Source organism: Oleomonas cavernae, assembly GCF_003590945.1.
Taxonomy (GTDB): Bacteria; Pseudomonadota; Alphaproteobacteria; order Zavarziniales; family Zavarziniaceae; genus Zavarzinia; species Zavarzinia cavernae.
This window is the reverse complement of sequence record NZ_QYUK01000011.1, coordinates 4,007,742-4,030,424: the sequence shown is the minus strand read 5'-3', so window position 1 is coordinate 4,030,424 and position 22,683 is coordinate 4,007,742. Positions and strand designations below refer to the sequence as shown.

The following is a 22,683-nucleotide window of genomic DNA, read 5'->3' as shown; positions in this document are numbered from 1 at the left end:
CGCCGCCCCGCGGTCTTTTCAGGTGCTCATCGAGACCTCGAAAGGAACCGAGACGTCGATCAGGGCCGGCGCCTCGCTGATGAAGCTGTGCAGGTCGGACGGTGTCGAATGACGGGCGACCAGCCACAGCTGCGGATCCTTGGCCGAGCGGCGGATATCGAAGTCCGGGCTGCTGGCCGCCCGGTGCGGGGGCTGGGCCAGGGCGTGCAGGCGGCGGCCCAGTTCCTCAGCCTGGCCGGCCTTGGCCCGGACAAAGGCGAGATTGATCGGTTGGGGCATGGTCGAAATCCTCATGGGTCTTGGGGGGTCAATTGAGGCCGGCGGTGGGGCGGACGATGATCTCGTTGACGTCGACATCGGCCGGCTGTTCGACGGCAAAGGCAATGGCGCGGGCGATGGCGTCGGGGCCGATCGCGATCTTGCGGTATTCCTGCATGGCGGCGCGCGCGCCGGGATCGGTGATCGAATCGGCCAGTTCCGAGGTGGTGACGCCGGGCGAGATGGTGGTGACGCGGATGTCGTCGTTTTCCTGGCGCAGGCCGTCGGAAATCGCCCAGACGGCGTATTTGGTGGCGCAATAGATCGCCGCGGTGGGCACCACCCGATGGGCGCCGATCGAGGCGACATTGATGAACTGGCCCCAGCCCTGGGCCTTCATCACCGGCAGGCCTGCGGCGATGCCGTTCAGCACGCCGCGGATGTTCACGTCGATCATCCGCTCCCATTCCTCGACCTTGAGTTCGCTCAAGCGCGACAGGGGCATGACCCGGCATTGTTGACGATGACGTCGACCTGGCCGAAGGACTCAACGGCAAAGCCGATGAAGGCCTCGGTGTCGGCGCGGCTGGTGACGTCCAGCGCCCGGAAGCGGGCCGAGCCGCCGGCCGCGCTGATCTCGGCCGCCAGGCTCTCCAACCGGTCGGTGCGCCGGGCACCCAGCACGACATGGGCGCCGCGGCGCGCCAGTTCACGGGCGGCGGCTTCGCCGATGCCGCTGCTGGCCCCGGTGATGGCGATGACTTTTCCCTCGATGCTCGACATGGTCGGGTCCCTTGCTGCGATCCGGCGGCGGACGGTCCGTCGCGGTGACAGGGACGATTATTGCCCGATCCTCCAGGCAAGCGTTAGACCAGGGCTACACCGTTCTTGCCCGATCCTCCAAAGTGCGGGCGGCAGGGTTCAGACCGGTACCCCAGCATCGGGCACGGCGCGCAGGCGGGCCATGTCGCGCAGGGGCGGGGCGCCGAACAGGCGGCTGTATTCGCGGCTGAACTGGGACGGGCTTTCATAGCCCACGTTGAAGCCGGCGGTGGCCGCATCCATGGCCTGGCCCAGCATCAGGCGGCGCGCCTCCTGCAGGCGCAACTGCTTCTGGTATTGCAGCGGGCTCATCGAGGTGACCGCCTTGAAATGCAGGTGTAATGCCGAGGGGCTCATGCGGGCCTGGGCGGCGACGTCTTCGATGCGGATGGCCTCGCTGAAATGGCGCTTGATCCAGCCGATCGCCCGGTTCACCTGCTGCAGCTTGCTTTCGGTCTTGGCGATCTGGCACAGGCGCGGGCCCTGGTCGCCGAGGAACAGGCGATAGAGGATTTCCCGCTCGGCCAGGGGCGCCAGGACCGGGATGTCGCGCGGGTTGGCCAGCAGGCGCACCAGGCGGATCGCCGCGTCCAGCAGTTCAGGGGTGACGTCGCTCAGCGCCAGGCTGGTGCCCGGCGTGTCGCCGGCGGCGGCCCGGTCCAGGCCCAGTTCCATCATCATCGCCCCCAGCATGCCGGCGTCGAGATCGAGGCGGAAACACAGGTAGGGCTGCGCCGGCGTCGCTTCGATCACCTGGCCGACCACGGGCACGTCGACCGACACGACCAGGAACTTCGCCCGCCATAGAAATGGACCTGGTCGCCCAGGATGACCTGCTTGCGGCCTGAGCGACAATGCACAGGGCCGGTTCCTGCAGGGCATGGATCGGCGCGCTAGGCCGCGAGGCCCGGATCAGCGAGACGCGGGGGATCGCGGTCGCGGCAACGCCGTCCTGATCGGTGTATTGCCCGATCAGGGCGGCCAGTTCGTTCGCACCGGTCACGGCAATGCTCCTGAGGGCGAGGATTTGCCGATATTACCGGAAGGCGCCCGGCCACGGATATCCCGGTTGGCCGCCATTCTTGCCTAATTCTCCAAGATTGCCAAGTTGAAGCCTTCCGCGGCGGTGGGGGCGACGAAGTAGCTGGTGATCAGGTCGAATTCCGCCTCGCTGGCGGCGAAGTCATGCGCGCCGGCCAGGTTGCGGGCCTTGAGCCGAGCCTTGCACACGGCATCGGGGACATCGAGATAGTGCAGCTGGTGGTCGGCTCCGGCCGCCTCGAAGATGCTGCGCATCCATTGCCGGTTGGCCAGGGTGTTGGCGGGGAAGTCGAGCACCACCGACAGGCCGGCCCGCAGCAGGGTCTCGACATGGCCGCCCATGACCGAGCGCAGGCGCGCGGCGTTGCGGACATAGTCGGCGACCGAGGCTTGCTCGCCGGGATAGAGCCGGGCCAGCCAGTGATCCTCGCTGATCAGGACGGTGCCGGGCATGGCCGACAGGCGGGCGCAAAGGGTGGATTTGCCCGCGGCGATCTTGCCGCAGACCAGATGCAGGGTGGCCAGATTCAGGGTGGCGGGCATGGTTTCCACAATCCTTGTGGCGGGGCATCGATTGGCGATGCCGGATCTGAACGAAACGGCGACGAACCCGGCCTGGCGTTCAGGCCGGGTTGTTAATTCGGCCGCCTTGCCGGGCGACCGCCGTTTGCCGATGCAGATCCATGGGCCAAGCCTATCAGCGCGCGGCCGCGGCGAGCAAGCGCCGTTCCGCGCGGCTCAGGTCCAGCCGCCGCAGGGCTTCGTCCAGATAGACCCGGGGCTCGCCGCCCCGATGCTCGACCGGTTCGATGAGGAAGATCCATTGCCTGCTCTGGTCGCGCACGGTCAGGGGATATTCCCCGAGCAGGCGGCTGGTGCCGCGACGCTCGTTGAGCAGGACGGTCGGGCGCAGGCGCAGGGGCCGCCCGCCCAGCATCCGCACCTGCCGGGCGCGCTGCAGGCTGCGGCTGATCACCAGCGGGATCTGGATCAGCAGAACCACCGCCAGCGTGGCGAACAGACCGAACGCGAGCAGTTCCAGGCCTTGCCGGTCCAGGGCGTAGCGGGTGGTAACCAGAGACGGGTCATCGGCGCTGCGCACGAATTCCATCGGCACCTCGCCCATGATGCGGCCGAACCAGACATGGGTGAGGTCGCGCACATAGGGCACGCCGTCGACCTCGTAGGCGACCGACATCCAGCAGCCCGAGACCACGAAGATGGTGCGGCACTCGCCCACTGGCGGTCGGGTTGGGACGACCGTCACCGGCGCCTGCGCGATCTCCAGGTCCGCCATGATCCTGCCCAGCCCGCCACCGGTCACCAGGTAGATAGCGAACAGGCACAGCGGCAGCATGACCACCAAGGCAACAGCAATGCGCCGCCGCTCGTAATAGGGGAAAGGGTGAAGGGACGGCGGGGAAAGGCGCCGACCACCTGGGCGATACCCATGAAAGCCTCCTGCAATCCTGGGCAGGGTGGCAGGACAGGGTTAACGATCCGTGTGGCCCAGGGCCTTCAGGCGGTAAAGCGCGTCCAGCGCCTCGCGCGGGGTCATGGCGTCGGGATCAAGGGTCTTGACCGCGTCGAGCGTGGCCGCGGCGGCGGGATCGGCGGGTGCTGCTTGCACGGGCCGGGGCCGTGCCGCCAGGGCGGCGAACAGGGGCAGGTCGTCGGCCAGGGCGGCCATGTCGGGCCTTCCGCCGCCGGGCGCCGCCGCCCCCGATTCCAGGCGGTGCAGGACATCCTCGGCCCTGGCGATGACGGCCGGCGGCAGGCCGGCCAGCCTGGCGACCTGGATGCCGTAGGAACGGTCGGCGGTGCCGCGCACCACCTCGTGCAGGAAGACCACGTCGCCCTTCCATTCCCGCACCTTGACCGTGTGCGCGGCGACCTCGGCGAGTCTTTCGGCCAGGATGGTCAGCTCGTGATAATGGGTGGCGAAGAGGGCGCGGCTCCGGTTGACATCGTGCAACTGCTCGATTGCGGCCCAGGCGATGGAGAGGCCGTCATAGGTCGCGGTGCCGCGGCCCAGCTCGTCCAGGATGACCAGGCTGCGCGGGGTCGCCTGGTTGAGGATCGCCGCCGCCTCGACCATTTCGACCATGAAGGTGGAGCGGCCGCGGGCCAGGTCGTCGGCCGCGCCCACCCGGCTGAACAGGCGGTCGACCACGCCGATCCGGGCGCTGGCGGCGGGCACGAAGCTGCCCATCTGCGCCATCACCGCGATCAGCGCGTTCTGGCGCAGGAAGGTGGACTTGCCGGCCATGTTGGGGCCGGTCAGCAGCCACAGCCGGTTGCCGGGGCCAAGGTCGCAGTCGTTGGCGACGAAATCGCCCTCGCGCCCGGCCCCGAAACCGGCCTCGACCACCGGGTGGCGGCCGGCCTCGATCGAAAAGGCGGTGCTGTCTTCGACCCGGGGCCTGGTGTAGCGGCGCTTCTCGGCCAGTTCGGCGAGGGCGGCGGCGACATCGATTTCGGCCAGCCCCAAGGCGGCGTCGGCAATCGTGCCGGCGGCGGCCAGGACCCGGGCCACCAGGCCGTCGAACAGCTCGACCTCCATGGCGATCGCCTTGTCGCCGGCCCGCGCGATGCGGTCCGCCAACTCGCTCAGTTCCACCGTGGTGAAGCGCACCGCGCTGCCCAGCGTCTGGCGATGGATGAAGCGGCTGTCGGCGCCGAGCTTGTCGGCATGGAGCGGGGTCACCTCGATGTGGTAACCCAGCACGTTATTGTGGCGGACCTTCAGGGCGCCGATGCCGGTATCGCCCTTCAGGCGCGCCTCGAGGGCGGCGACCAGGCGGCGGCCCTCGTCGCGCAGGCGGCGTTCCTCGTCCAGGGCGGGGTAGTGGCCGGCGGCGATGAAGCCGCCGTCACGGGCCAGGGCCGGCGGCTCGGCCACGATGGCGGCAGCCAGCATGGCGGCCAGTTCGCCATGGTCGCCGAACCGGTTCAGGGCGGCGATCAGGCCGGCGGGCGGCGGGTTGAGGTCGGCCGCGCTAAACAGGCGGGCGACCTCGGGCAGCAGGCCCAGCCCCGCGCCGATGGCGGCCAGATCGCGCGGGCCGCCGCGGCCCAGTGCCAGGCGGGCCAGCGCGCGCTCCAGGTCGGGCAGGCGACGCAAGGCGGCGCGCAGCGACCGGCGCAGATCGGCCTGGCGCAGCAGATGGTCGACCATGTCCAGGCGCTGCTCGATCGCCGCCACCTGGGTCAACGGCGCCGAGAGATGGAAGCGCAGCAGGCGGGCGCCGGCACCGGTCACGGTCTCGTCGATCACGGCGAGCAGGCTGCCGCTGCGCCCGCCGTCCGGGCCTTGGGTGATTTCCAGGCTGCGCCTGGTCGCGGCGTCGATCGCCATGGTGGAACCGGCCGCGACCCGCCGGGGCGGGCGCAGGCGGGCGAGGCGGCCTTTCTGGGTCAGCTCGACATAGGCGATGACGGCGCCCAGGGCCGAGAGTTCGGCGCGCGAGAAGGCGCCGTAACCATCCAGGGTACCGACGGCGAAGATCTCCTTCAGCCTGCGCTCGCCCGCGGTCGAATCGAAGCGCGATGCCGGCAGCGGGGTGATGCGGTCGTCGATGGCGCCGTCCAGCGCCTTGATCGCGGGATCGTCGAAGCGCCGGTCCGACAGCAGGATCTCGCCCGGCGCCAGGCGTGCCAGCTCGGCGCCCAGTTGTTCGGCCTCGATTGCGGTGACCTCGAACAGGCCGGTCGAGACGTCGGCCCAGGCCAGGCCCAGGCGCCCCTCGGCCCCGCCGATCGCGGCCAGCAGATTGTTGGCGCGGGCGTCGAGCAGGGTTTCCTCGGTCAGGGTACCCGGCGTGACGATGCGCACCACCTCGCGCTTGACGACGCTCTTGCCGCCGCGCTTCTTGGCCTCCGCCGGGTCTTCCACCTGCTCGCCGATGGCGACCTTGAAGCCCTTGCGGATCAGGCGCGAGAGATAGGCGTCGGCGGCATGGACGGGCACGCCGCACATGGCGATGTCCTGGCCCAGATGCTTGCCGCGCTTGGTCAAGGTGATGTCCAGCGCGGCCGAGGCGGCTTCCGCATCCTCGAAGAACAATTCGTAGAAATCGCCCATGCGGTAGAACAGCAGGCTGCCCGGGTGCGCCGCCTTGATCGCCAGGTACTGCACCATCATGGGCGAGGCGCCCGACAGGTCCGGGCTCTCGAGGTTTTCCGATTCGATATTCAGGGGCTCAACCGACATGGCGCCGCACTCTAAGGGCTGAGGGCGGCGGCGTCACGGGTCGGATTTGCGTGGCACGAATGCCGTGCGTCCTTCGACAGGCTCAGGATGAGGGGAGTCTTTATGGCAGTAAGATTTTCCTCATGGTGAGCCTGTCGAACCACGCAATGCCTTTGTCCGAGACGCATTGCGCTTCCTGGCCTCGGCGCGCAGTTCAGCGAAATCGAGAGGTCCGGCCGGCCCGCTTGCCTTGCCTTCGTCCCACAGGGCGCGCAGCCGCTTGATGTCCTCCTGGCGCAGGTCGCGTTTGAACTGCCAGTCGCGCAGGGCCTCGCGGATGATTTCGCTGGTGGTGGCGTATTCGCCGGTCTCGACCGCGGCCTTCAGGGCGGCGACCTGTTCGCCGGTCAGGGCGACGCTGATCTTCTGGATGTCGGGCATAGCCTGTCTCCTTTGGTAGCAAATATTGCTACCTGGTCGCATGGCTTGTCTACCGCCGGGCGAAGAAGGCCTGCATGTTGGCGGCGGCGGTTTCGATGTGGGTGGTGAGGATGCGGGCGGCGGCATCGCCGTCGCCGGCGCGGCAGGCGGCGAGCAGGGCGGTGTGTTCGTCCTGGGCCATGTGCTCGCGGCCCAGGGCGGCGAAGTGGAAGCGCAGATAGCGGTCGGCCGCTGCCAGGTGCTGTTCGACCAGGGCGATCAGGCGCGGCCGGCCGGCCCTGGCGTATAGCGTCAGGTGGAAACGGCGGTTGAGGTCGCCCAGGCGGGGCAGGTCCAGTTCGGTGTCCATCTCGGCCAGCAGGCCCTCGGCCCGGGCGAAATCGTCCGCGCTCAGGGCCGGCAGGGACAGGCGCAGGGCGGCGGGTTCCAGGGCGGCGCGGATGGCGTAGTTGTCCGCCGCATCCTGGGCCGAGATGTCGGTCACCACCGCGCCCTTGTGCGGGGCGAAGTCGACCAGGGCCTGGGCCTCCAACTGCCGCAGGGCCTCGCGCACCGGCATGCGGCTGACCGCGAAGGCGGCCGCCAGCTCCTCCTGGCGCAGGGGGTGCCGCCGGGCAGGGCGCCGGTCAGGATGGCGTCGCGCAGGGTGGCTTCGACGAAGGCGCAGGCGGTGCGGAAGCGCGGCCGGGCGGCGTCGATCAGTTGGGCAAGGGGCGTGGCACGGGTCATGGTTGCGCGTTTTGCATTGGCGATTGGATCCAATCTACTTATTTTGGCGCGATTGGATAGGTTTGCGTAAGGGGCCACGATGGCGCAGGCAGGGGAAATCGGCGGCGCGGCGAAGGAATGGGTCCGCCCGGTCACCGCCGGCCTGATGGCGGCCGTGGTGGGCTTCGCCTCCTCCTTCACCGTGGTGCTGGAAGGGCTGCGCGCCATGGGGGCGACGCCGCTGGAGGCCGCCTCGGGCCTGCTGGCCCTGTGTCTGGGGATGGGCCTGCTGGGGGTGATCCTCAGCCTGTGGCAGCGCATGCCGATCAGCATCGCCTGGGCCACCCCGGGGGCGGCCTTGCTGGCCTCGACGGCTGCGCCCGAGGGCGGGTTCGCCGTCGCGGTAGGCGCCTTCCTGGTGGCCGGGGGGCTGGTGGTGATCGCCGGGCTGGCCAAGCCCTTCGGCCGCCTGGTTGCCGCGATTCCGCCCTCGCTGGCCGGCGGCATGCTGGCCGGCGTCCTGCTCAGCCTGTGCCTGGCGCCGTTCAAGGCGGTGGGGGCCTTGCCCCTGCTGGCCCTGCCGATCGTGCTGGCCTGGGCCTTGATGATTCGCCTCAACCGGCTGTGGGCCATGCCGGTCGCCTTGGCCGTGACCATCGCCATGGTCATGATCGACGGCAGCGCCGCCGCCAACCTGCCGGCCGGCGCCGACCTGATGCCGCATCTGGTGCTGACCGCGCCGGTGTTCGACCTGAAGGCGATCATCGGCATCGGCCTGCCCCTGTTCCTGGTCACCATGGCCTCGCAGAACGTGCCGGGCCTCGCCGTGCTGCAATCCAACGGCTACCGGCCCGAGCCGGGGCCGCTGTTCGTCTCGACCGGGGCCATGTCTCTGGTCACCGCCCCCTTCGGCGGCTTCGCGGTCAACCTTGCCGCCATCACCGCGGCCATGTGCGCGGGGCCGGATGCGGCCGCCGATCCCGGCCGGCGCTGGCTGGCGGCGGTGGCGGCGGGGCTGGCCTATATCGTCATCGGCATGGTCGCGACCCTGGCGGCGGCGGTCGCCGCCGCGGCGCCGCCGATCCTGATCCAGGCGGTGGCGGGCCTCGCCCTGATCGGCGCCTTCGCCGGCGCCCTGGGCAATGCCCTGGCCAACCCGGCCGAACGGGAGGCGGTGCTGATCACCTTCCTGGTCACGGCCTCGGGCCTGTCGTTCGGGGGCATCGGCGCGGCCTTCTGGGGCCTGCTGGCGGGCGGGGCGTTCTGGCTGCTCCAGCGCCGGAACTGAGGGGTATCGAGAATTAAATGAAAAGATTTTAACTGTCACTGGACAATAAACGGAAAGGCGAGGATAGTCCGCCCTCCGGCGCGGCGCGCCAGTATTGAAGAGGATAGGGCGGGCCACCCCCGCGTCGATCGGACAGGAATATGAGCACCAAGCGTACCGCTGTTTCGGATGAAGAAGCCCTGCTGTTTCATGCCCAGGGCCGCCCCGGCAAACTCGAAATCATCGCCACCAAGCCCATGGCAACTCAGCGCGACCTGAGCCTGGCCTATTCCCCCGGCGTCGCCGTCCCGGTTCACGCGATCGCCGCCGACCCTTCGACCGCCTATGATTACACCACCAAGGGCAACCTGGTCGCCGTGATCTCGAACGGCACGGCGATCCTGGGGCTGGGCAACCTGGGCGCGCTCGCCTCCAAGCCGGTGATGGAGGGCAAGGCGGTCCTGTTCAAGCGCTTCGCCGACGTCGATTCGATCGATCTCGAGGTCGATACCGAGGACGTGGAAGAATTCATCAGCGCGGTGCGCTACCTAGGCCCCAGCTTCGGCGGCATCAACCTCGAGGATATCAAGGCGCCCGAGTGCTTCATCATCGAAAGCCGCCTGCGCGAGCTGATGGACATTCCGGTGTTCCATGACGACCAGCACGGCACCGCGATCATCGCCGCCGCCGGGCTGATCAACGCCCTGGACCTGACCGGCAAGTCGCTGAAGGACATCCGCGTCGTGGTCAACGGCGCGGGTGCCGCCTCGATCGCCTGCATCGAGCTGGTCAAGCGCCTGGGCCTGCCGGGCGAGAACGCGATCCTGTGCGACAGCAAGGGCGTGATCTACAAGGGCCGCACCGAGGGCATGAACCAGTGGAAATCGGCCCATGCGGTCGACACGCCCCTGCGCAGCCTGGAAGAGGCGGTCAAGGGCGCCGACGTGTTCCTAGGCCTGTCGGTGAAGGGCGCGATGACGCGCGAGATGGTCGCCAGCATGGCGCCCCATCCGATCATCTTCGCCATGGCCAACCCGGATCCGGAAATCACGCCCGAGGAAGTGGAAGCGGTGCGCGGCGACGCCATCGTGGCGACGGGCCGTTCCGACTATCCCAACCAGGTGAACAACGTCCTGGGTTTCCCCTATATCTTCCGCGGCGCACTCGACGTGCGTGCCCGCACCATCAACGACGAGATGAAGCTGGCCGCGGCCAAGGCGATCGCGGCGCTGGCCCGCGAGGATGTGCCCGACGAGGTCGCCGCGGCTTACGCCGGCAGCCGGCCGCAGTATGGACCCAAGTACATCATCCCGGTGCCCTTCGACCCGCGCCTGATCAGCCATATCCCGCCGGCCGTGGCCAAGGCGGCGATGGACTCGGGCGTGGCGCGGCGGCCGATCGTCGACATGAAGACCTACCGCAACGAGCTGTCCGCCCGGCTCGACCCGGCGGTGGCCCTGTTCCAGCGGGTCTTCGACGAGGTGCGTACGGTGCCCAAGCGCGTCGTCTTCGCCGAAGGCGAGGAGGAGAAGACCATCCGCGCGGCCCTGGCCTTCCGCAATTCCGGCTATGGCACGCCGGTCCTGGTGGGGCGCGAGGAGCGCATCCGCGAAACCATCGATGCCATGGGCCTCGATGCCGAGGCGGGGCTGGAAATCCACAACGCCCGCAACTCGACCCATAACAACCGCTATACTGACCTGCTCTACGGCCGCCAGCGGCGCCACGGCCTGCTGCACCGCGATTGCAGCCGGCTGGTGAACAACGACCGCAACATCTTCGCCGCCTGCATGGTGGCGACCGGCGACGCCGATGCCATGGTGACCGGCCTGACCCGGTCCTATGCCTCGGTGCTGGAAGATGTGCGCCGGGTGATCGATCCGGTCCAGGGCCGGCGGGTGTTCGGCCTGTCGGTGGTGCTGTCCAAGGGGCGGACGGTCTATATCGCCGACACCGCGGTCGAGGAACAGCCGACGGCTCAGGACCTGGCCGACATCGCCCGCCAGTCGGCGGACGTGGTGCGGCGCTTGGGGCAGGAGCCGCGCGTCGCCTTCCTGTCCTATTCTAACTTCGGTAACCGGCCCCGTGCCTCGGCGCAGGTGGTGCGCAATGCCGTCGCGATCCTGGACGGCCTGGAGACCGACTTCGAATACGACGGCGAGATGATGATCGACACGGCGCTGAACCGGCAGTTGATGGCGCTCTACCCGTTCAGCCGCCTGTCGGAACCGGCCAATGTCCTGATCATGCCGTCGCTCGACGCCTCGCTGACGGCCGCCAAGATCATGAAGGAACTGGGCGGCGCCACGGTGATCGGCCCGCTGCTGGTCGGCCTCTCCCGGCCGGTGCAGATCGTGCCCTTGGGCACGGCCGTGTCCGATCTCGTCAACCTGGCGGCGCTCACTGCCTATATGGCGCGGTAAGGGCCGGCCGGGGTGGCGTTCAAGCTTCGGGCCGACAGCTTGGCCGTCGCCGTCGGCGCCTGCGCCATCCCCGGCATCGCCGTGCTGGCGCTATTGGCCGTGGCCGGCGACCTGCGGCCGGTCTCGGCGATCGCCGGCGGTGTCGGCGTGGTGCTGGCCGCCTTCGCGGCCGTTGCCCGCCTTCGCCAGTGGGCCCGGTCGCCGGTCGTGGCGCCGGAGGTTACGGCGGTCTCGGCCGAGGGCGATCTCGAGACGGTCATCGCCCGGCTGGAGGACAGCCTGGGCCGGGAGATCCGCGAACGGGCCGAGGCCCAGCGCGGCCACCGTGCCGTACTCGACCTGCTGCCCGATCCGCTGATCCTGCTCGATCGCGGCCTGACCGTGCATCATGCCAACCGCGCCGCCCGCGCCCTGTTCGGCGACGAGCCGGCGGGCCGGCCGCTGGCCGCCATGCTGCGCCACCCGGAAGTGCTGGAGGCCGCCGAAGGGGTCGCCAGCGGTGCCGAGCCGCCGGTCGAAATCGAATTGTCGCTGCCGGTGCCGGTGGCGCGCGAACTGACCTGCCGCATCGCCGCCTTCGCCAAGCCGTCGCCCGACGGCGTGGCGGTCGCCCTGGTGTTCCGCGACCTGACCCAGTCCAAGCGGGTGGAGCGGATGCGCGCCGATTTCGTCGCCAATGCCAGCCACGAGATCCGCACGCCGCTGGCGGCCCTGGGCGGTTACATCGAAACCCTGCTGGGCCCGGCCAGGGACGACAGTGTGGCGCGCGAGCGCTTCCTGAAGACCATGGCGGAACAGGTCGCCCGCATGACCCGGCTGGTCGGCGACCTGCTGTCGCTGTCGCGGGTGGAACTGACCGAGCACACGCCGCCGGCCGAGCCCGTCTCGGTCGATGTCCTGATCCGCCGGGTGGTCAAGGCGCTGGATTTCCGGGCCCAGGCCCGCCAGGCCAGCGTCGATCTGATCCTGCCCGCCGATTTGCCGCCGGTGATCGGCGACGAGGGCGAGCTGGAACAGGTCTTCACCAACCTGATCGACAACGCCATCAAATACGGCCGCCAGGGCGGCACCGTGCACATCGACGCCCGCGTCATCGACCACGTCCCCTCGCGCGCCGGCTGGCCCGGCCGGGCCCGGCCGGTGGCGATCGCGATCAGCGACCAGGGGCCGGGCATCGCGCGCGAGCACCTGCCGCGCCTGACCGAGCGCTTCTACCGGGTCGACACGGCGCGCAGCCGCGACCTGGGCGGTACCGGCCTGGGCCTCGCCATCGTCAAGCACATCCTGAACCGCCACCGCGGCGCCCTGACCATCGATTCGACCCTGGGCCAGGGCACGACCTTCACGGTCTATCTGCCCGCGCGGGACTGAGTGCGCGGCGCCATCGATCTGTCACCAAGGTGCAACGGATCGGTCACGCGGCGGGCGTAGCGTCGCCCCGTCGTCCTGACTCCTGGGAGACCGTCCATGACCGTCAAATCCGCTCTCGCGGCCGTCGCCACGGCTGCCATCCTCGCCACGGGCTTTGCCGCGACCGCGCAGGCCCGCGACCAGATCCGCGTCGTCGGTTCGTCGACCGTGTTCCCCTTTGCCACCGCCGTGGCCGAGACCTTCGGCAAGGGCGGCGCGTTCAAGACCCCGATCGTCGAGTCGACCGGCACCGGCGGCGGCCTGAAGCTGTTCTGCGCGGGCGTCGGCGAGAACTACCCCGACATCGCCAATGCCTCGCGCCGCATCAAGCGCAGCGAGATCGACCAGTGCCAGGCCAACGGCGTCCAGGACATCGTCGAGCTGAAGATCGGCTATGACGGCATCGTGCTGGCCAATGCCAAGAGCGCGCCGGCGTTCAAGCTGACCCGCGCCCAGATCTGGAAGGCGCTGGCCGCCGAGGTCGTGGTCGATGGCGACGTCGTCGACAATCCCTACAAGACCTGGAACGAGATCGACCCCAGCCTGCCGGCTGAAAAGATCGAAGTGCTGGGCCCGCCGCCGACGTCAGGCACCCGCGACGCCTTCAACGAGCTGGTGATGGACGAGGGCTGCAAGGAAGTGGCCGAGAACAAGGACCTGATCACCGGCAAGGCCTGCCAGAAGATCCGCGAAGACGGCGGTTACGTCGAAGCCGGCGAGAACGACAACCTGATCGTCCAGAAGCTGGTCGCCAACCCGATCGCCGTCGGTGTCTTCGGCTACAGCTTCCTCGAGGAAAACCAGGACAAGATCAAGGGCGCCACCGTTGACGGCAAGCAGCCGACCTACGAGAACATCCAGGGCGGCGCCTACCCGGTGTCCCGCTCGCTGTACTTCTATGTGAAGAAGTATCAGGTCGGCGACGTGCCCGGCATCGCCGAATATATCGCCGAGTTCTTCTCGGACCGTGCCATTGCCGCCAACGGCTACCTCGAGGGCAAGGGCCTGATCCTGCTTTCGGCCGACGAACTCGCCAAGCAGCGGGCGGTGGCCAAGGGCCTGGACTCGCTCGACACCTCGGCGTTCTGATCGACTTTGGCAACGGCGGCCGCAGGGCCGCCGTTGCCGGTTGCATTCATGGCCCGGCGGATCTATAAGGTCGATATGTCCACAAGTATCGACGAATTGGGCGCGATCGACGCCCTCGGCGCGCTGGCCCAGCGGACCCGGCTGAAGGTCTTCCGGGCCCTCCTGGCGGCGCACCCCCAAGGCATTCCGGCCGGCGAGATCGCGACCACCTGCGGCGTGCCCCACAACACCATGTCGAGCCATCTCGCCATCCTCAGCCGGGCCGGGCTCGCCCAAGCCGACCGCCAGGGCCGGACCATCTTCTATCGCGCCGACCTGGAGGGCTTCCACCGCCTCGTGGGCTTCCTGACCAACGACTGCTGCCAGGGCCGGCCGGAGCTCTGCGCGCCCGTGCCCGAACCTCTCGCCACCACCACCTGCTGCATCATGGAGACCGCCGATGTCTGACCACATCTTCAACGTGCTCTTCCTCTGCACCGGCAATTCCGCCCGCTCGATCATGGCCGAGAGCATCCTGCGCCGGGACGGCGCCGGCCGCTTCAATGCCCACTCGGCCGGCAGCTTCCCCAAGGGCGGGGTCAATCCCCTGGCCGTCAAGGTGCTGGCCAGCATGGACTACCCGACCGACGACCTGCGCAGCAAGTCCTGGGACGAGTTCGCGGTACCCGGGGCGCCGCACATGGATTTCGTCTTTACCGTCTGCGACGATGCCGCCGGCGAAGTCTGCCCGATCTGGCCGGGCCAGCCGATGACCGCCCATTGGGGGATCGAGGACCCCGCCGCCGCGCAAGGGACCGAGATCCAGAAGGAAGCAGCCTTCGTTGCCGCCTTCCGCTATCTCAAGAACCGGATCAGCACCTTCGCCGCCCTGCCGGTCGCCAGCCTCGACCGCCTGTCCCTGCAGACCCACCTGCACGAGATTGGCCGCGGCGACGGGGCTTCAAGCGCGCGTCATCCGGCCGCCTGAGGATGTCGCTGTTCGAACGCTGGCTTACCCTGTGGGTCGCCCTGTGCATCGTCGCCGGGGTGGCCCTGGGGCACTTCCTGCCCGGCGTCTTCCAGGTGATCGGCGGGGCCGAAGTCGCCAAGGTGAACCTGCCCGTCGCCGTGCTGATCTGGCTGATGATTATCCCGATGCTGCTACGCATCGATTTCGCCGCCCTGGGCCAGGTCAAGGCACACTGGCGCGGCATCGGCGTCACCTTGTTCATCAACTGGGCGGTCAAGCCGTTCTCGATGGCGGCGCTGGGCTGGCTCTTCATCGGTTACCTGTTCGCGCCCTGGCTGCCGGGTGACCAGATCGGTTCCTATATCGCCGGCCTGATCATCCTGGCGGCGGCGCCTTGCACCGCCATGGTCTTCGTCTGGTCGAACCTGACCCGGGGCGAGCCGCATTTCACCTTGAGCCAGGTGGCGCTCAACGACACCATCATGGTCTTCGCCTTCGCGCCGATTGTCGGCTTCCTGCTGGGCCTCTCGGCGATCACGGTGCCGTGGGACACGCTGGTGCTGTCGGTCGCGCTCTATATCGTGGTGCCGGTGATCGTCGCGCAACTGGTGCGCCGGGTGGTCCTGGCGTCGGGCGGCGAGGCGGGGCTCAGGCGTCTGCTGGCAAGGCTGCAGCCCGTGTCGCTGGTCTCGCTGCTGGCAACCCTGGTGCTGCTGTTCGGCTTCCAGGGCGAACAGATCCTGGCCCAGCCCCTGGTCATCGCCCTGCTGGCGGTGCCGATCCTGATCCAGGTCTATTTCAACGCCGGCCTTGCCTATCTGCTGAACCGCCTGGCCGGCGAGCAGCACTGCGTCGCCGGCCCCTCGGCCCTGATCGGCGCCAGCAATTTCTTCGAACTGGCGGTGGCCGCCGCCATCAGCCTGTTCGGCTTCGATTCAGGCGCTGCGCTGGCGACCGTGGTCGGCGTGCTGATCGAGGTGCCGGTGATGCTGTCGGTGGTGCGCATCGTCAATGCGAGCCAGGGCTGGTACGAACGCGGCGCGCTGGCTGCCGCCCGCCCCGCCGAATCCCCGCGATAGATGACCGGGCTGTTCCGCGTCACACGAGCGTTGCCTTCAAGTCGTCATGACCGGGCTCGTCCCGGTCATCCACGTCGGGACGAGCCACATCCGTTGACAGCATAGGCTGCTTGGCGACGTGGATGGCCGGGACTTCGCCCGGCCATGACGTTTTTTTGGGTAATTACAGCCCGTCGAACAGGGCGGTGGAGAGGTAGCGTTCGGCGAAGGAGGGGATGATCGCGACCACGGTCTTGCCTTCCATGCCCGGGCGGGTGGCGACCTCGATCGCGGCGGCGAAGGCGGCCCCCGAGGAGATGCCGCAGGCGATGCCTTCCAGGCGGGCGGCCTGGCGGGCGGTTTCGAAGGCGGTCTCGTTGCCGATGGTGATGATCTCGTCGATCAGGCTGCGGTCCAGGATCGGCGGCACGAAGCCGGCGCCGATGCCCTGGATCTTGTGCGGGCCGGGCTGGCCGCCCGACAGCACTGGGCTGTCCTCGGGCTCGACCGCGACCATGCGCACCGAGGGCTTGCGCGCCTTCAGCACCCGGCCGACGCCGGTGATGGTGCCGCCGGTGCCGATGCCGGAAATCACCACGTCGACTTTGCCGGCGGTGTCGTTCCAGATCTCCTCGGCCGTGGTCGCGGCGTGGATCGCCGGGTTGGCCGGGTTGGCGAACTGCTGCGGGATGACCGAGCCGGGGATTTCCTTGTTCAGTTCCTCGGCCCGGTTGATGGCCCCGCGCATGCCCTTCTCGGGCGGGGTCAGTTCCAGTTCGGCACCCAGGAGGACCAGCATCTTGCGCCGCTCGATCGACATCGATTCGGGCATGCACAGGATCAGGCGGTAACCCTTGGCGGCGGCGACGAAGGCCAGTGCGATGCCGGTATTGCCCGAGGTCGGCTCGATCAGGGTGGCGCCCGGCGCAATCCGGCCTTCGGCCTCCAGGGCCTCGATCATGGCGACGCCGATGCGGTCCTTGACGCTGGACAGCGGGTTGAAGAATTCGAGCTTGGCCAGGATTTCCGCCTTGGCCCCGGCCTGCGAGGCCAGCCGGTGCACCCGCACCAGGGGCGTATTGCCGATCGTCTCGGTAATGCTGTCGTAGACGCGGCCGCGACCGGGCTTCGCCGTCTTGCTCATCATCATTCCTCCCAGGAAATCCAAACTCAGATCGAGAAGTCCATGCGCTCGCGGCCTTCCGAGTGCACGCCGGCACCTTCGGCCCGCCGGCACAGATCCTCGACCGTGATCGAATCAAGCTTGAGCATGATGGTCTCGTGCAGTTCGCTCCACAATGGCTGGACCACCTTGCGCCCCAGGTCCGAGGTCATGGGCTGGCCCTCGCCGCCGTCCTCCTCGTCCTCCGCGTTCTCGATGGCGCCGACCACGCGAATGATCTCGCCCACCGTGATGCGGCGGCGCTCGCGCGCCAGGCGATAGCCGCCCTTGGGCCCGCGCACGCCTTTCAGCACGCCGGCATGGACCAGTTGCTGCATCACCTGCTCGAGATAGCGCTGGGGGATGCCCTGGCGGCGCGTGATCTCTTTCGATTGCACGGGCTCGGGCCGGGCGTTGTAGGCGATGTCGACCACGGCTTCGAGGGCGAACAGCATCTTGCGCGACAGGCGTAACATCAGATGTTTCGTTCCTTCACGGTTAGCGCGATGCGCGCCGCCAGGCGCGCCGCCACTTCAATCTTGGACAGCTTGGGCCAGGACTCGATACCCTCGCCGGTGACGATGTGAACGGTGTTGTCGGTGGAGCCCATGACGCCGCCGTCGGGACCAGAGCCCACGTCGTTGGCGACGATCCAGTCGCAGCCCTTGCGCGCCAGCTTGGCGCGGGCATGGTCGACCACCTTCTCGGTCTCGGCGGCAAAGCCGATCACCAGGGCCGGCCGGCCCTGGTTGCGCCGCGACAGCGAGGCCAGGATGTCGGGGTTCTCCACCAGCGACAGGGTGGGGACGGCACCGCTGCCGTCCTTCTTGATCTTCTGGCCGGCCTCGCCGTCGACCCGCCAGTCGGCGACCGCGGCGGCACAGACCGCGACGCTGGCCGGCAGGGCGTCCTCGACGGCCTGGGCCATGTCCCGCGCGGTCTCGACATGGATGGTCTGAACCCCCGTGGGATCGGGTTCGGTCACCGGGCCCGAGACCAGCGTCACCCGCGCGCCCAGGCGGGCCAGGGCGGCGGCCAGGGCATGGCCCTGCTTGCCCGACGAGCGATTGGCGATGTAGCGCACCGGGTCGATCGGCTCGTGGGTCGGGCCCGAGGTGACGATGACATGGCGGCCGTCCAGCGGCCTGTTCGCCTCGCCCTCGTAGAAGGCCAGGATGCGGCCCAGGATTTCATGGGGCTCGGCCATGCGGCCGGGGCCGTATTCGCCGCAGGCCATGTCGCCGTCATTGGGGCCGACGACCATGACGCCGTCGGCGGTCAACTGCTTCAGGTTCCGCCGGGTCGCCGCATGTTCCCACATGCGCACGTTCATGGCCGGGGCGATCAGCACACGCTTGTCGGTGGCGAGCAGGGCGGTCGAGGCCAGGTCGTCGGCATGCCCGTTGGCCATCTTGGCCATCAGGTCGGCGGTGGCCGGGGCGACCACCAGCAGGTCGGCGGCCCGGCTCAGTTCGATGTGGCCCATCTCGGCCTCATCGGTCAGCGAGAACAGGTCGCCGTAGACCTTGTCGCCGGTCAGGGCCGAGACCGACAGGGGCGTGACGAATTCGCTGCCGGCCCGGGTCAGGATGGCGCGCACGCCGATGCCGCGCTCGCGCAGGCGCCTGATCAATTCCAGCGACTTGTAAGCCGCGATGCCGCCACCGATGACCAGGAGGATGTGTTTATCGGCCATGAGCCTGCCTTGCGCCGGTTGGCGTCGAGGATTCGCCTTTTATACGTCATTATGGTGGACATCAACAAAAACGCCCAAACGAAAACGGAGGATCTTTCGGCGAAGATTGCCGTTGACCCAGCGTGGCCGGTTTCATAGAGCGAGACGGGGATTTTCGGGGAAAACATGCGCACAGCCATCCGCTTCGCCCTGGTCGCCGGTCTGGCCGCCGGCCTGGCTGCCTGCGTCGACGAATCGACACCTGTCGCGGCCAGCGCGACGGCGCCCCATGCCACCACGACCTTGCCCGAAAACTGGCAGGTGGGCGCCGGCGCCATGCGCGACAGCCAGGGCCAGAGCTATAATGTGTGCACCCTGATGCAGACCGGCAAGGGCGACCGCCGGCTGTGGATCGCGGCCACCCCGGCCAATGTCTCCCGCGAACTGTACCTGGGCGTCCGTGGGCCGGAACTGCCGGACACCGGCGGTTTGCGGCTGGAGCGGCGGGCGGTGCTGTTGATCGACGGCATCGCCTATCGCGCCGGGCGGGCCCAGCAGGTCGGCACCACCTTGTCGATGTCGCTGGCGGCCACCCAAAGCGACGAGTTCCTCAAGGCCTTCACCCATGGCCAGACCCTCAGCGTCGGCGCCGACGATCTGGCCGGCCTGATCATCAAATGGCCGCTGGCGGGCAGCAATGAAGCGGTGACGGTGTGGCGCGACTGCATCAAGCGCGAACTGTCCGCGCCTGCCGCGGCGACACCCTCGCCCGAGCCGTCGCCCGGCGAAGCCGAACAGGGCCGCCGATAGGGCGGCCCCGCCCGGCCTCGCCGTCAGGCCGCCCGCTGGAAGGCGGCGATGCCGCTGCGGGCATTGGCGCGCCGGGCCAGTTCCCGCTCGCCGTCGTTGGCATAGGCGTGGTCCCAGGCCAGCACCTTGGGCGTCATCAGCGCATGCCACAGGGGCGGGATCATGGCGACGGCGATCGTGGTCAGGTAGCCGCCGATCATGGTCGGTGCCTCGGGGAAAGGCCGCAGGTCCTGGTAGGGCACCTCGCCCTGGGCATGGTGGTGCGAGTGGCGCGTCAGGTTGAACATCGACCAGGAACTGATGCGCTTGGTCGTGTTCCACGAATGGCGCGGCTGCACCGGGGTCGCCGGGTCGCGCACCATGCCATAGTGCTCCATATAGTTGACGATCTCGAGCAGCGCCTTGCCCCACAGGGCGCAGACCACGAAGAAGCCCGCCCCCACCGGGCCGCCGATCGCCCAGGCCAGGGCGACCAGGCCCAGGCTCATCAGGTGGCCGCGCAGGAAGGCATTGTGCCAGGACCACAGGCCGAGCCCGCGGCGCAGCAGGCGGCGGCGCTCGATCTTCCAGGCGCTCAGGTTGCTTTTCAGGGTCGAGGCGACGACGTGGTAGTAGACGTTGCGGCCGCGCGGCGCGGTGGCCGGGTCATGCTCGGTCGAGACATAGCGGTGATGGCCGTAGACATGCTCGATCGAGAACACGGTGTCGAAGCTGAAGGCCAGCAGCCAGCGCCCGAAGAACATCGAGACGCGGTCCCAGGTCCGGTGCGTCAGCTCATGGGCCGTGATCGTGCCGATCATGCCGATGGTCAGCCCGGTGATGACGGCGGTCGACACGTGGTGGCCCCAGAAGGTGGCGCCGCGCGCCGCGATCGCGTCGAACCCGGTCAGCAGGGTGACCAGGGCGCCGAAGCCCAGCGGATCGCCCGGGCTGACACTCCAGATCGCCGCGAAGACGATGAGGCTCAGCAAGGGCAACGCCAGCCATAGCTGCACGGTCAGGATTCCCGGCCGGGTGTAACGCGGCGTCGAGGTATCGTCGCCCGAAATGGCATCGCCGATCAGGTAGAAGGCCAGCGTGCCCAGCAGCCCATAGGTGGGCCAGGCGCCGCCCGCCACGATCGTGGTGGCCGCGAACAGGCCGACGGCATGGAACAGGAAGAATTTCAGGTAGTCGAAGATCCCGGCCTCGACCCCGCTGTGCGCCTCGGCGGGCCTGGCGCGATTGGCCAGGTCCTCCCGGGTCAGGAAGCGGTCGGCATGGATCTGCCGTTGTGTCACGCCGCGTTCCCGCAGCGTCGCCTCCGCCGCGTCGATCATGGCCGGCGGACCGCACAGGTAGACCTGGGCGCTGGTGTCGAGACCGTCCAGCAGATGGTCGGTGACCAGCCCGCGCGCACCGGCCCAGGCGCCGTCGGCCGCCGCCTCCGAGAGCACGGGGGTGAAGCGGAACGGCCCCTTCCAGGCACGCTCGATGGCGCGGATCTCCTCCAGGGCATAGAGGTCGCGCTGCGTGCGGGCACCGAACAGCAGGGTCACCGGCCGCGCGCAGCCCTCGTCGGCCGCTGCCCGCAGCAGGGCCAGGATCGGCGCCAGCCCGCTGCCGCCGGCGACCAGCAGCAGGGGGGCGCTGCCCGGCCGCAGCCAGAAATCGCCCGACGGCCCTTCCACCGTCATGGTCTCGCCGATGACATCACCGTCGTTGGCCCGGGACGAGAACACCCGCCCGGCACCTTGCGGACGAAGAATTCGACCACGCCGTCTGCACCGGGCGGTGTCGCGAAGGAATAGCTGCGGCTGATGCCGGGCAGGGCAGCGAAGGCCAGGTCGGCGAATTGCCCCGGCTTGTAATCGAGCGGTTCGTCCAGGGCCAGGCGCAGGCGGGTGATGTCGTGGGTCAGGCGCTCCTGCGCGACCACCTTGCCCGCCACCCGGCGCCGCGCGGCCTGTTCGGGCAGGTCGACGGCGATCTTCACATTCGTCCTGGGCACGCTCTGGCAGGCCAGGATGAAGCCCTCGTCCAGGTCCTCGTCGCTCAGGATATAGGTGGTCTCGGTCAGTTCCTTCACCTGGCCGTCCACCAGCTTGCACTTGCAACTGGCGCAGCCGCCGACCCGGCAGCTATAGGGGAAGGCCATCCCCTCGCGCAGGGCCGCCTGCAGGATGGTCTCGGTCGGCTCGATCCCGATGGCCTGGCCGTTGACCTCGACGGTCAGCCTGGCTGTTTCCTCCCGCTGCTGAAGCATCGCTTTTCCCTCTCTGTTGGGTGGGTTCCTGACCCTTAGGGGAATAGGCCAGGGCCCGTCTGTCCGGGAGGTGAGGCATTGACAGGAAGGGGGTATTTTTTGACAATCCGGCGCCATGACCCCACGGCAGTTTCCGCTGGCCATCCACTATGTCCGCCAGATCGCGGAGCAGATCGCGGACTGCGGCGGCGACGTCGCCCAATGGCTGGCCCTGAGCGGCCTGACCCGCGCCCAGATCGCCGACCCGGCTTTCGAGCTTTCTTTCGAGCGGTTCCGGCAACTGGTGCGCGATGGTCTGGACACCACGCGCGAACCGGCGCTGGGCCTCCTGGTCGGCGACCGCCTGACCGCCAGCGCCCACGGCATGCTGGGTTATGCCGCCATGAACAGCGGCACGCTTCGCCAGGCGATCGATCTCGTCCAGCGCTACCTGCCGGTGCGCACCTCGCTGGTCACGGTCCGCCTGGCGGCGAGCGGACGGTCGATGCGGGTCCTGTTCGAAGAGGTGGAGCCCCTGGGGGAGTTGCGCGTGGTCGTGCTGGAGGCGGTCATTCTCACGATCAAGAACATGATCGAGACGGTCTGCCTAGGCACGAGCCCGGTCGAGGGCATCGCCTTCCCCTTCCCGGCGCCGGCCCATGCGGACCTGGCGCGGGCGCTGTTCAAGGCCGACCTCGCCTATGGCACCTCATGGGCCGGGTTCGCCATCCCCCTCGACCTGATCGACACGCCCCTGCGCATGGCCGATCCCGCCGCCTTCGAGGATGCCCGCCAGATCTGCCAGCGCGAACTCGACAAGCTCACGCGCCAGATGTCGCTGGCCGCCCGCCTGCGCCGGCTGCTGCTCGACCGGCAGGGCGGCTATCCCACGCTTACCGTGGTGGCGCGCCTGTTCAACATGACCCCGCGCACCCTGCACCGCCGGCTGGTGGCGGAGGGCACCTCGTTCCGGGAGGTCCTGGACGATGTGCGGCACACCCTGGCCATGGAACACCTGAAGTCGTCCCATCTGAGCATCGACGAGATCGCCTATACGCTGGGCTACGGCGAGCTGGCCAATTTCCGGCGGGCCTTCAAGCGCTGGGAAGGGCTGGCACCGTCCGATTTCCGCCGCCAGGCGCGAAGGGACTGAG

General features: G+C 68.8%; 23 protein-coding genes. 9 read left to right on the top strand and 14 right to left on the bottom strand.

All coding sequences use genetic code 11. From position 1 onward, the window contains the following. Positions 1–18 precede the first annotated feature (18 nt). The 9 genes from D3874_RS23320 to D3874_RS23285 form a co-directional block, all read right to left on the bottom strand. On the bottom strand, positions 19–279 hold the full coding sequence (locus D3874_RS23320; RefSeq protein WP_147385827.1) for a hypothetical protein: 261 nt from the start codon (positions 277–279) through the stop codon (positions 19–21). A 28-nt stretch (positions 280–307) separates the two neighbouring features. After that, a complete protein-coding gene (locus D3874_RS32210) occupies positions 308–763 on the bottom strand; it encodes an SDR family oxidoreductase (RefSeq protein WP_408899977.1) in 456 nt (151 codons plus the stop codon). Next, the gene (locus D3874_RS32205; RefSeq protein WP_408899976.1) at positions 745–1,041 is read right to left on the bottom strand and encodes an SDR family oxidoreductase; all 297 of its coding nucleotides are present in this window, start codon (positions 1,039–1,041) and stop codon (positions 745–747) included. The genes D3874_RS32210 and D3874_RS32205 overlap by 19 nt, the downstream gene beginning before the upstream one ends. A gap of 138 nt (positions 1,042–1,179) precedes the next feature. Next, positions 1,180–1,863 carry an AraC family transcriptional regulator gene (locus D3874_RS23310; protein ID WP_233560120.1) on the bottom strand — a complete coding sequence of 228 codons (684 nt, stop codon included), beginning with the start codon at positions 1,861–1,863 and terminating at the stop codon, positions 1,180–1,182. A gap of 303 nt (positions 1,864–2,166) precedes the next feature. Continuing rightward, entirely contained in the window at positions 2,167–2,664 is a 498-nt protein-coding gene (locus tag D3874_RS23305) for an AAA family ATPase (RefSeq protein ID WP_119782457.1), read from the bottom strand. A 154-nt stretch (positions 2,665–2,818) separates the two neighbouring features. Then, a complete protein-coding gene (locus D3874_RS23300; RefSeq protein ID WP_147385825.1) occupies positions 2,819–3,478 on the bottom strand; it encodes a hypothetical protein in 660 nt (219 codons plus the stop codon). A gap of 135 nt (positions 3,479–3,613) precedes the next feature. Then, entirely contained in the window at positions 3,614–6,334 is a 2,721-nt protein-coding gene (gene mutS, locus D3874_RS23295) for a DNA mismatch repair protein MutS (protein WP_233560118.1), read from the bottom strand. A gap of 120 nt (positions 6,335–6,454) precedes the next feature. After that, positions 6,455–6,754 carry a ribbon-helix-helix domain-containing protein gene (locus D3874_RS23290; protein ID WP_119781526.1) on the bottom strand — a complete coding sequence of 100 codons (300 nt, stop codon included), beginning with the start codon at positions 6,752–6,754 and terminating at the stop codon, positions 6,455–6,457. A 49-nt stretch (positions 6,755–6,803) separates the two neighbouring features. Continuing rightward, positions 6,804–7,313, bottom strand: a complete 510-nt coding sequence (locus tag D3874_RS23285) for a GntR family transcriptional regulator (protein WP_233560116.1) — start codon at positions 7,311–7,313, stop codon at positions 6,804–6,806. A 249-nt stretch (positions 7,314–7,562) separates the two neighbouring features. On the opposite strand from D3874_RS23285, the gene D3874_RS23280 reads away from it, so the two are divergent. The 7 genes from D3874_RS23280 (at position 7,563) to arsB (ending at position 15,679) form a co-directional block, all read left to right on the top strand. Further along, complete coding sequence (locus tag D3874_RS23280) at positions 7,563–8,750, top strand: benzoate/H(+) symporter BenE family transporter (RefSeq protein WP_119781524.1); 1,188 nt, start codon at positions 7,563–7,565, stop codon at positions 8,748–8,750. Between the two features lie 140 nt (positions 8,751–8,890). After that, complete coding sequence (locus tag D3874_RS23275; protein WP_119781523.1) at positions 8,891–11,152, top strand: NADP-dependent malic enzyme; 2,262 nt, start codon at positions 8,891–8,893, stop codon at positions 11,150–11,152. 12 nt (positions 11,153–11,164) lie between these two features. Further along, a complete protein-coding gene (locus D3874_RS23270) occupies positions 11,165–12,523 on the top strand; it encodes an ATP-binding protein (protein ID WP_119781521.1) in 1,359 nt (452 codons plus the stop codon). A 96-nt stretch (positions 12,524–12,619) separates the two neighbouring features. Further along, the gene (locus D3874_RS23265; RefSeq protein WP_119781519.1) at positions 12,620–13,651 is read left to right on the top strand and encodes a PstS family phosphate ABC transporter substrate-binding protein; all 1,032 of its coding nucleotides are present in this window, start codon (positions 12,620–12,622) and stop codon (positions 13,649–13,651) included. 75 nt (positions 13,652–13,726) lie between these two features. After that, the gene (locus tag D3874_RS23260; protein ID WP_233560115.1) at positions 13,727–14,098 is read left to right on the top strand and encodes an ArsR/SmtB family transcription factor; all 372 of its coding nucleotides are present in this window, start codon (positions 13,727–13,729) and stop codon (positions 14,096–14,098) included. Next, complete coding sequence (locus tag D3874_RS23255; protein ID WP_119781517.1) at positions 14,091–14,618, top strand: arsenate reductase ArsC; 528 nt, start codon at positions 14,091–14,093, stop codon at positions 14,616–14,618. The genes D3874_RS23260 and D3874_RS23255 overlap by 8 nt, the downstream gene beginning before the upstream one ends. 2 nt (positions 14,619–14,620) lie before the next feature. Continuing rightward, positions 14,621–15,679, top strand: coding sequence for an ACR3 family arsenite efflux transporter (gene arsB, locus D3874_RS23250; protein WP_119781515.1), 1,059 nt, complete (start codon positions 14,621–14,623; stop codon positions 15,677–15,679). A gap of 163 nt (positions 15,680–15,842) precedes the next feature. Here arsB and cysK read toward each other — a convergent pair whose 3' ends face one another. Genes cysK through coaBC form a run of 3 tightly spaced genes read right to left on the bottom strand, consistent with a single transcriptional unit; the run spans position 15,843 to position 18,516 of the window. Beyond that, positions 15,843–16,802: a cysteine synthase A gene (gene cysK / locus D3874_RS23245; protein WP_119782454.1), complete on the bottom strand. Its 960-nt coding sequence runs from the start codon at positions 16,800–16,802 to the stop codon at positions 15,843–15,845. Between the two features lie 26 nt (positions 16,803–16,828). Further along, entirely contained in the window at positions 16,829–17,296 is a 468-nt protein-coding gene (locus tag D3874_RS23240) for an RrF2 family transcriptional regulator (protein ID WP_119781514.1), read from the bottom strand. Then, on the bottom strand, positions 17,296–18,516 hold the full coding sequence (coaBC, locus tag D3874_RS23235; RefSeq protein ID WP_119781512.1) for a bifunctional phosphopantothenoylcysteine decarboxylase/phosphopantothenate--cysteine ligase CoaBC: 1,221 nt from the start codon (positions 18,514–18,516) through the stop codon (positions 17,296–17,298). The genes D3874_RS23240 and coaBC overlap by 1 nt, the downstream gene beginning before the upstream one ends. Positions 18,517–18,681: 165 nt before the next feature. On the opposite strand from coaBC, the gene D3874_RS23230 reads away from it, so the two are divergent. Continuing rightward, on the top strand, positions 18,682–19,305 hold the full coding sequence (locus tag D3874_RS23230) for a hypothetical protein (protein WP_119781510.1): 624 nt from the start codon (positions 18,682–18,684) through the stop codon (positions 19,303–19,305). Positions 19,306–19,328: 23 nt separating this feature from the next. Here the strand turns inward: D3874_RS23230 and D3874_RS23225 are convergent, their stop codons facing one another. Both D3874_RS23225 and D3874_RS23220 read right to left on the bottom strand, forming a co-directional pair. Continuing rightward, positions 19,329–21,026 carry a fatty acid desaturase gene (locus D3874_RS23225; RefSeq protein WP_199699229.1) on the bottom strand — a complete coding sequence of 566 codons (1,698 nt, stop codon included), beginning with the start codon at positions 21,024–21,026 and terminating at the stop codon, positions 19,329–19,331. After that, complete coding sequence (locus tag D3874_RS23220; RefSeq protein WP_119781508.1) at positions 20,978–21,550, bottom strand: 2Fe-2S iron-sulfur cluster-binding protein; 573 nt, start codon at positions 21,548–21,550, stop codon at positions 20,978–20,980. Before D3874_RS23220 ends, D3874_RS23225 begins: the two co-directional genes overlap by 49 nt. A gap of 115 nt (positions 21,551–21,665) precedes the next feature. Between D3874_RS23220 and D3874_RS23215 the strand changes: the two genes are divergently transcribed. Then, the gene (locus D3874_RS23215) at positions 21,666–22,682 is read left to right on the top strand and encodes an AraC family transcriptional regulator (protein ID WP_119781507.1); all 1,017 of its coding nucleotides are present in this window, start codon (positions 21,666–21,668) and stop codon (positions 22,680–22,682) included. Position 22,683: the final 1 nt, after the last annotated feature.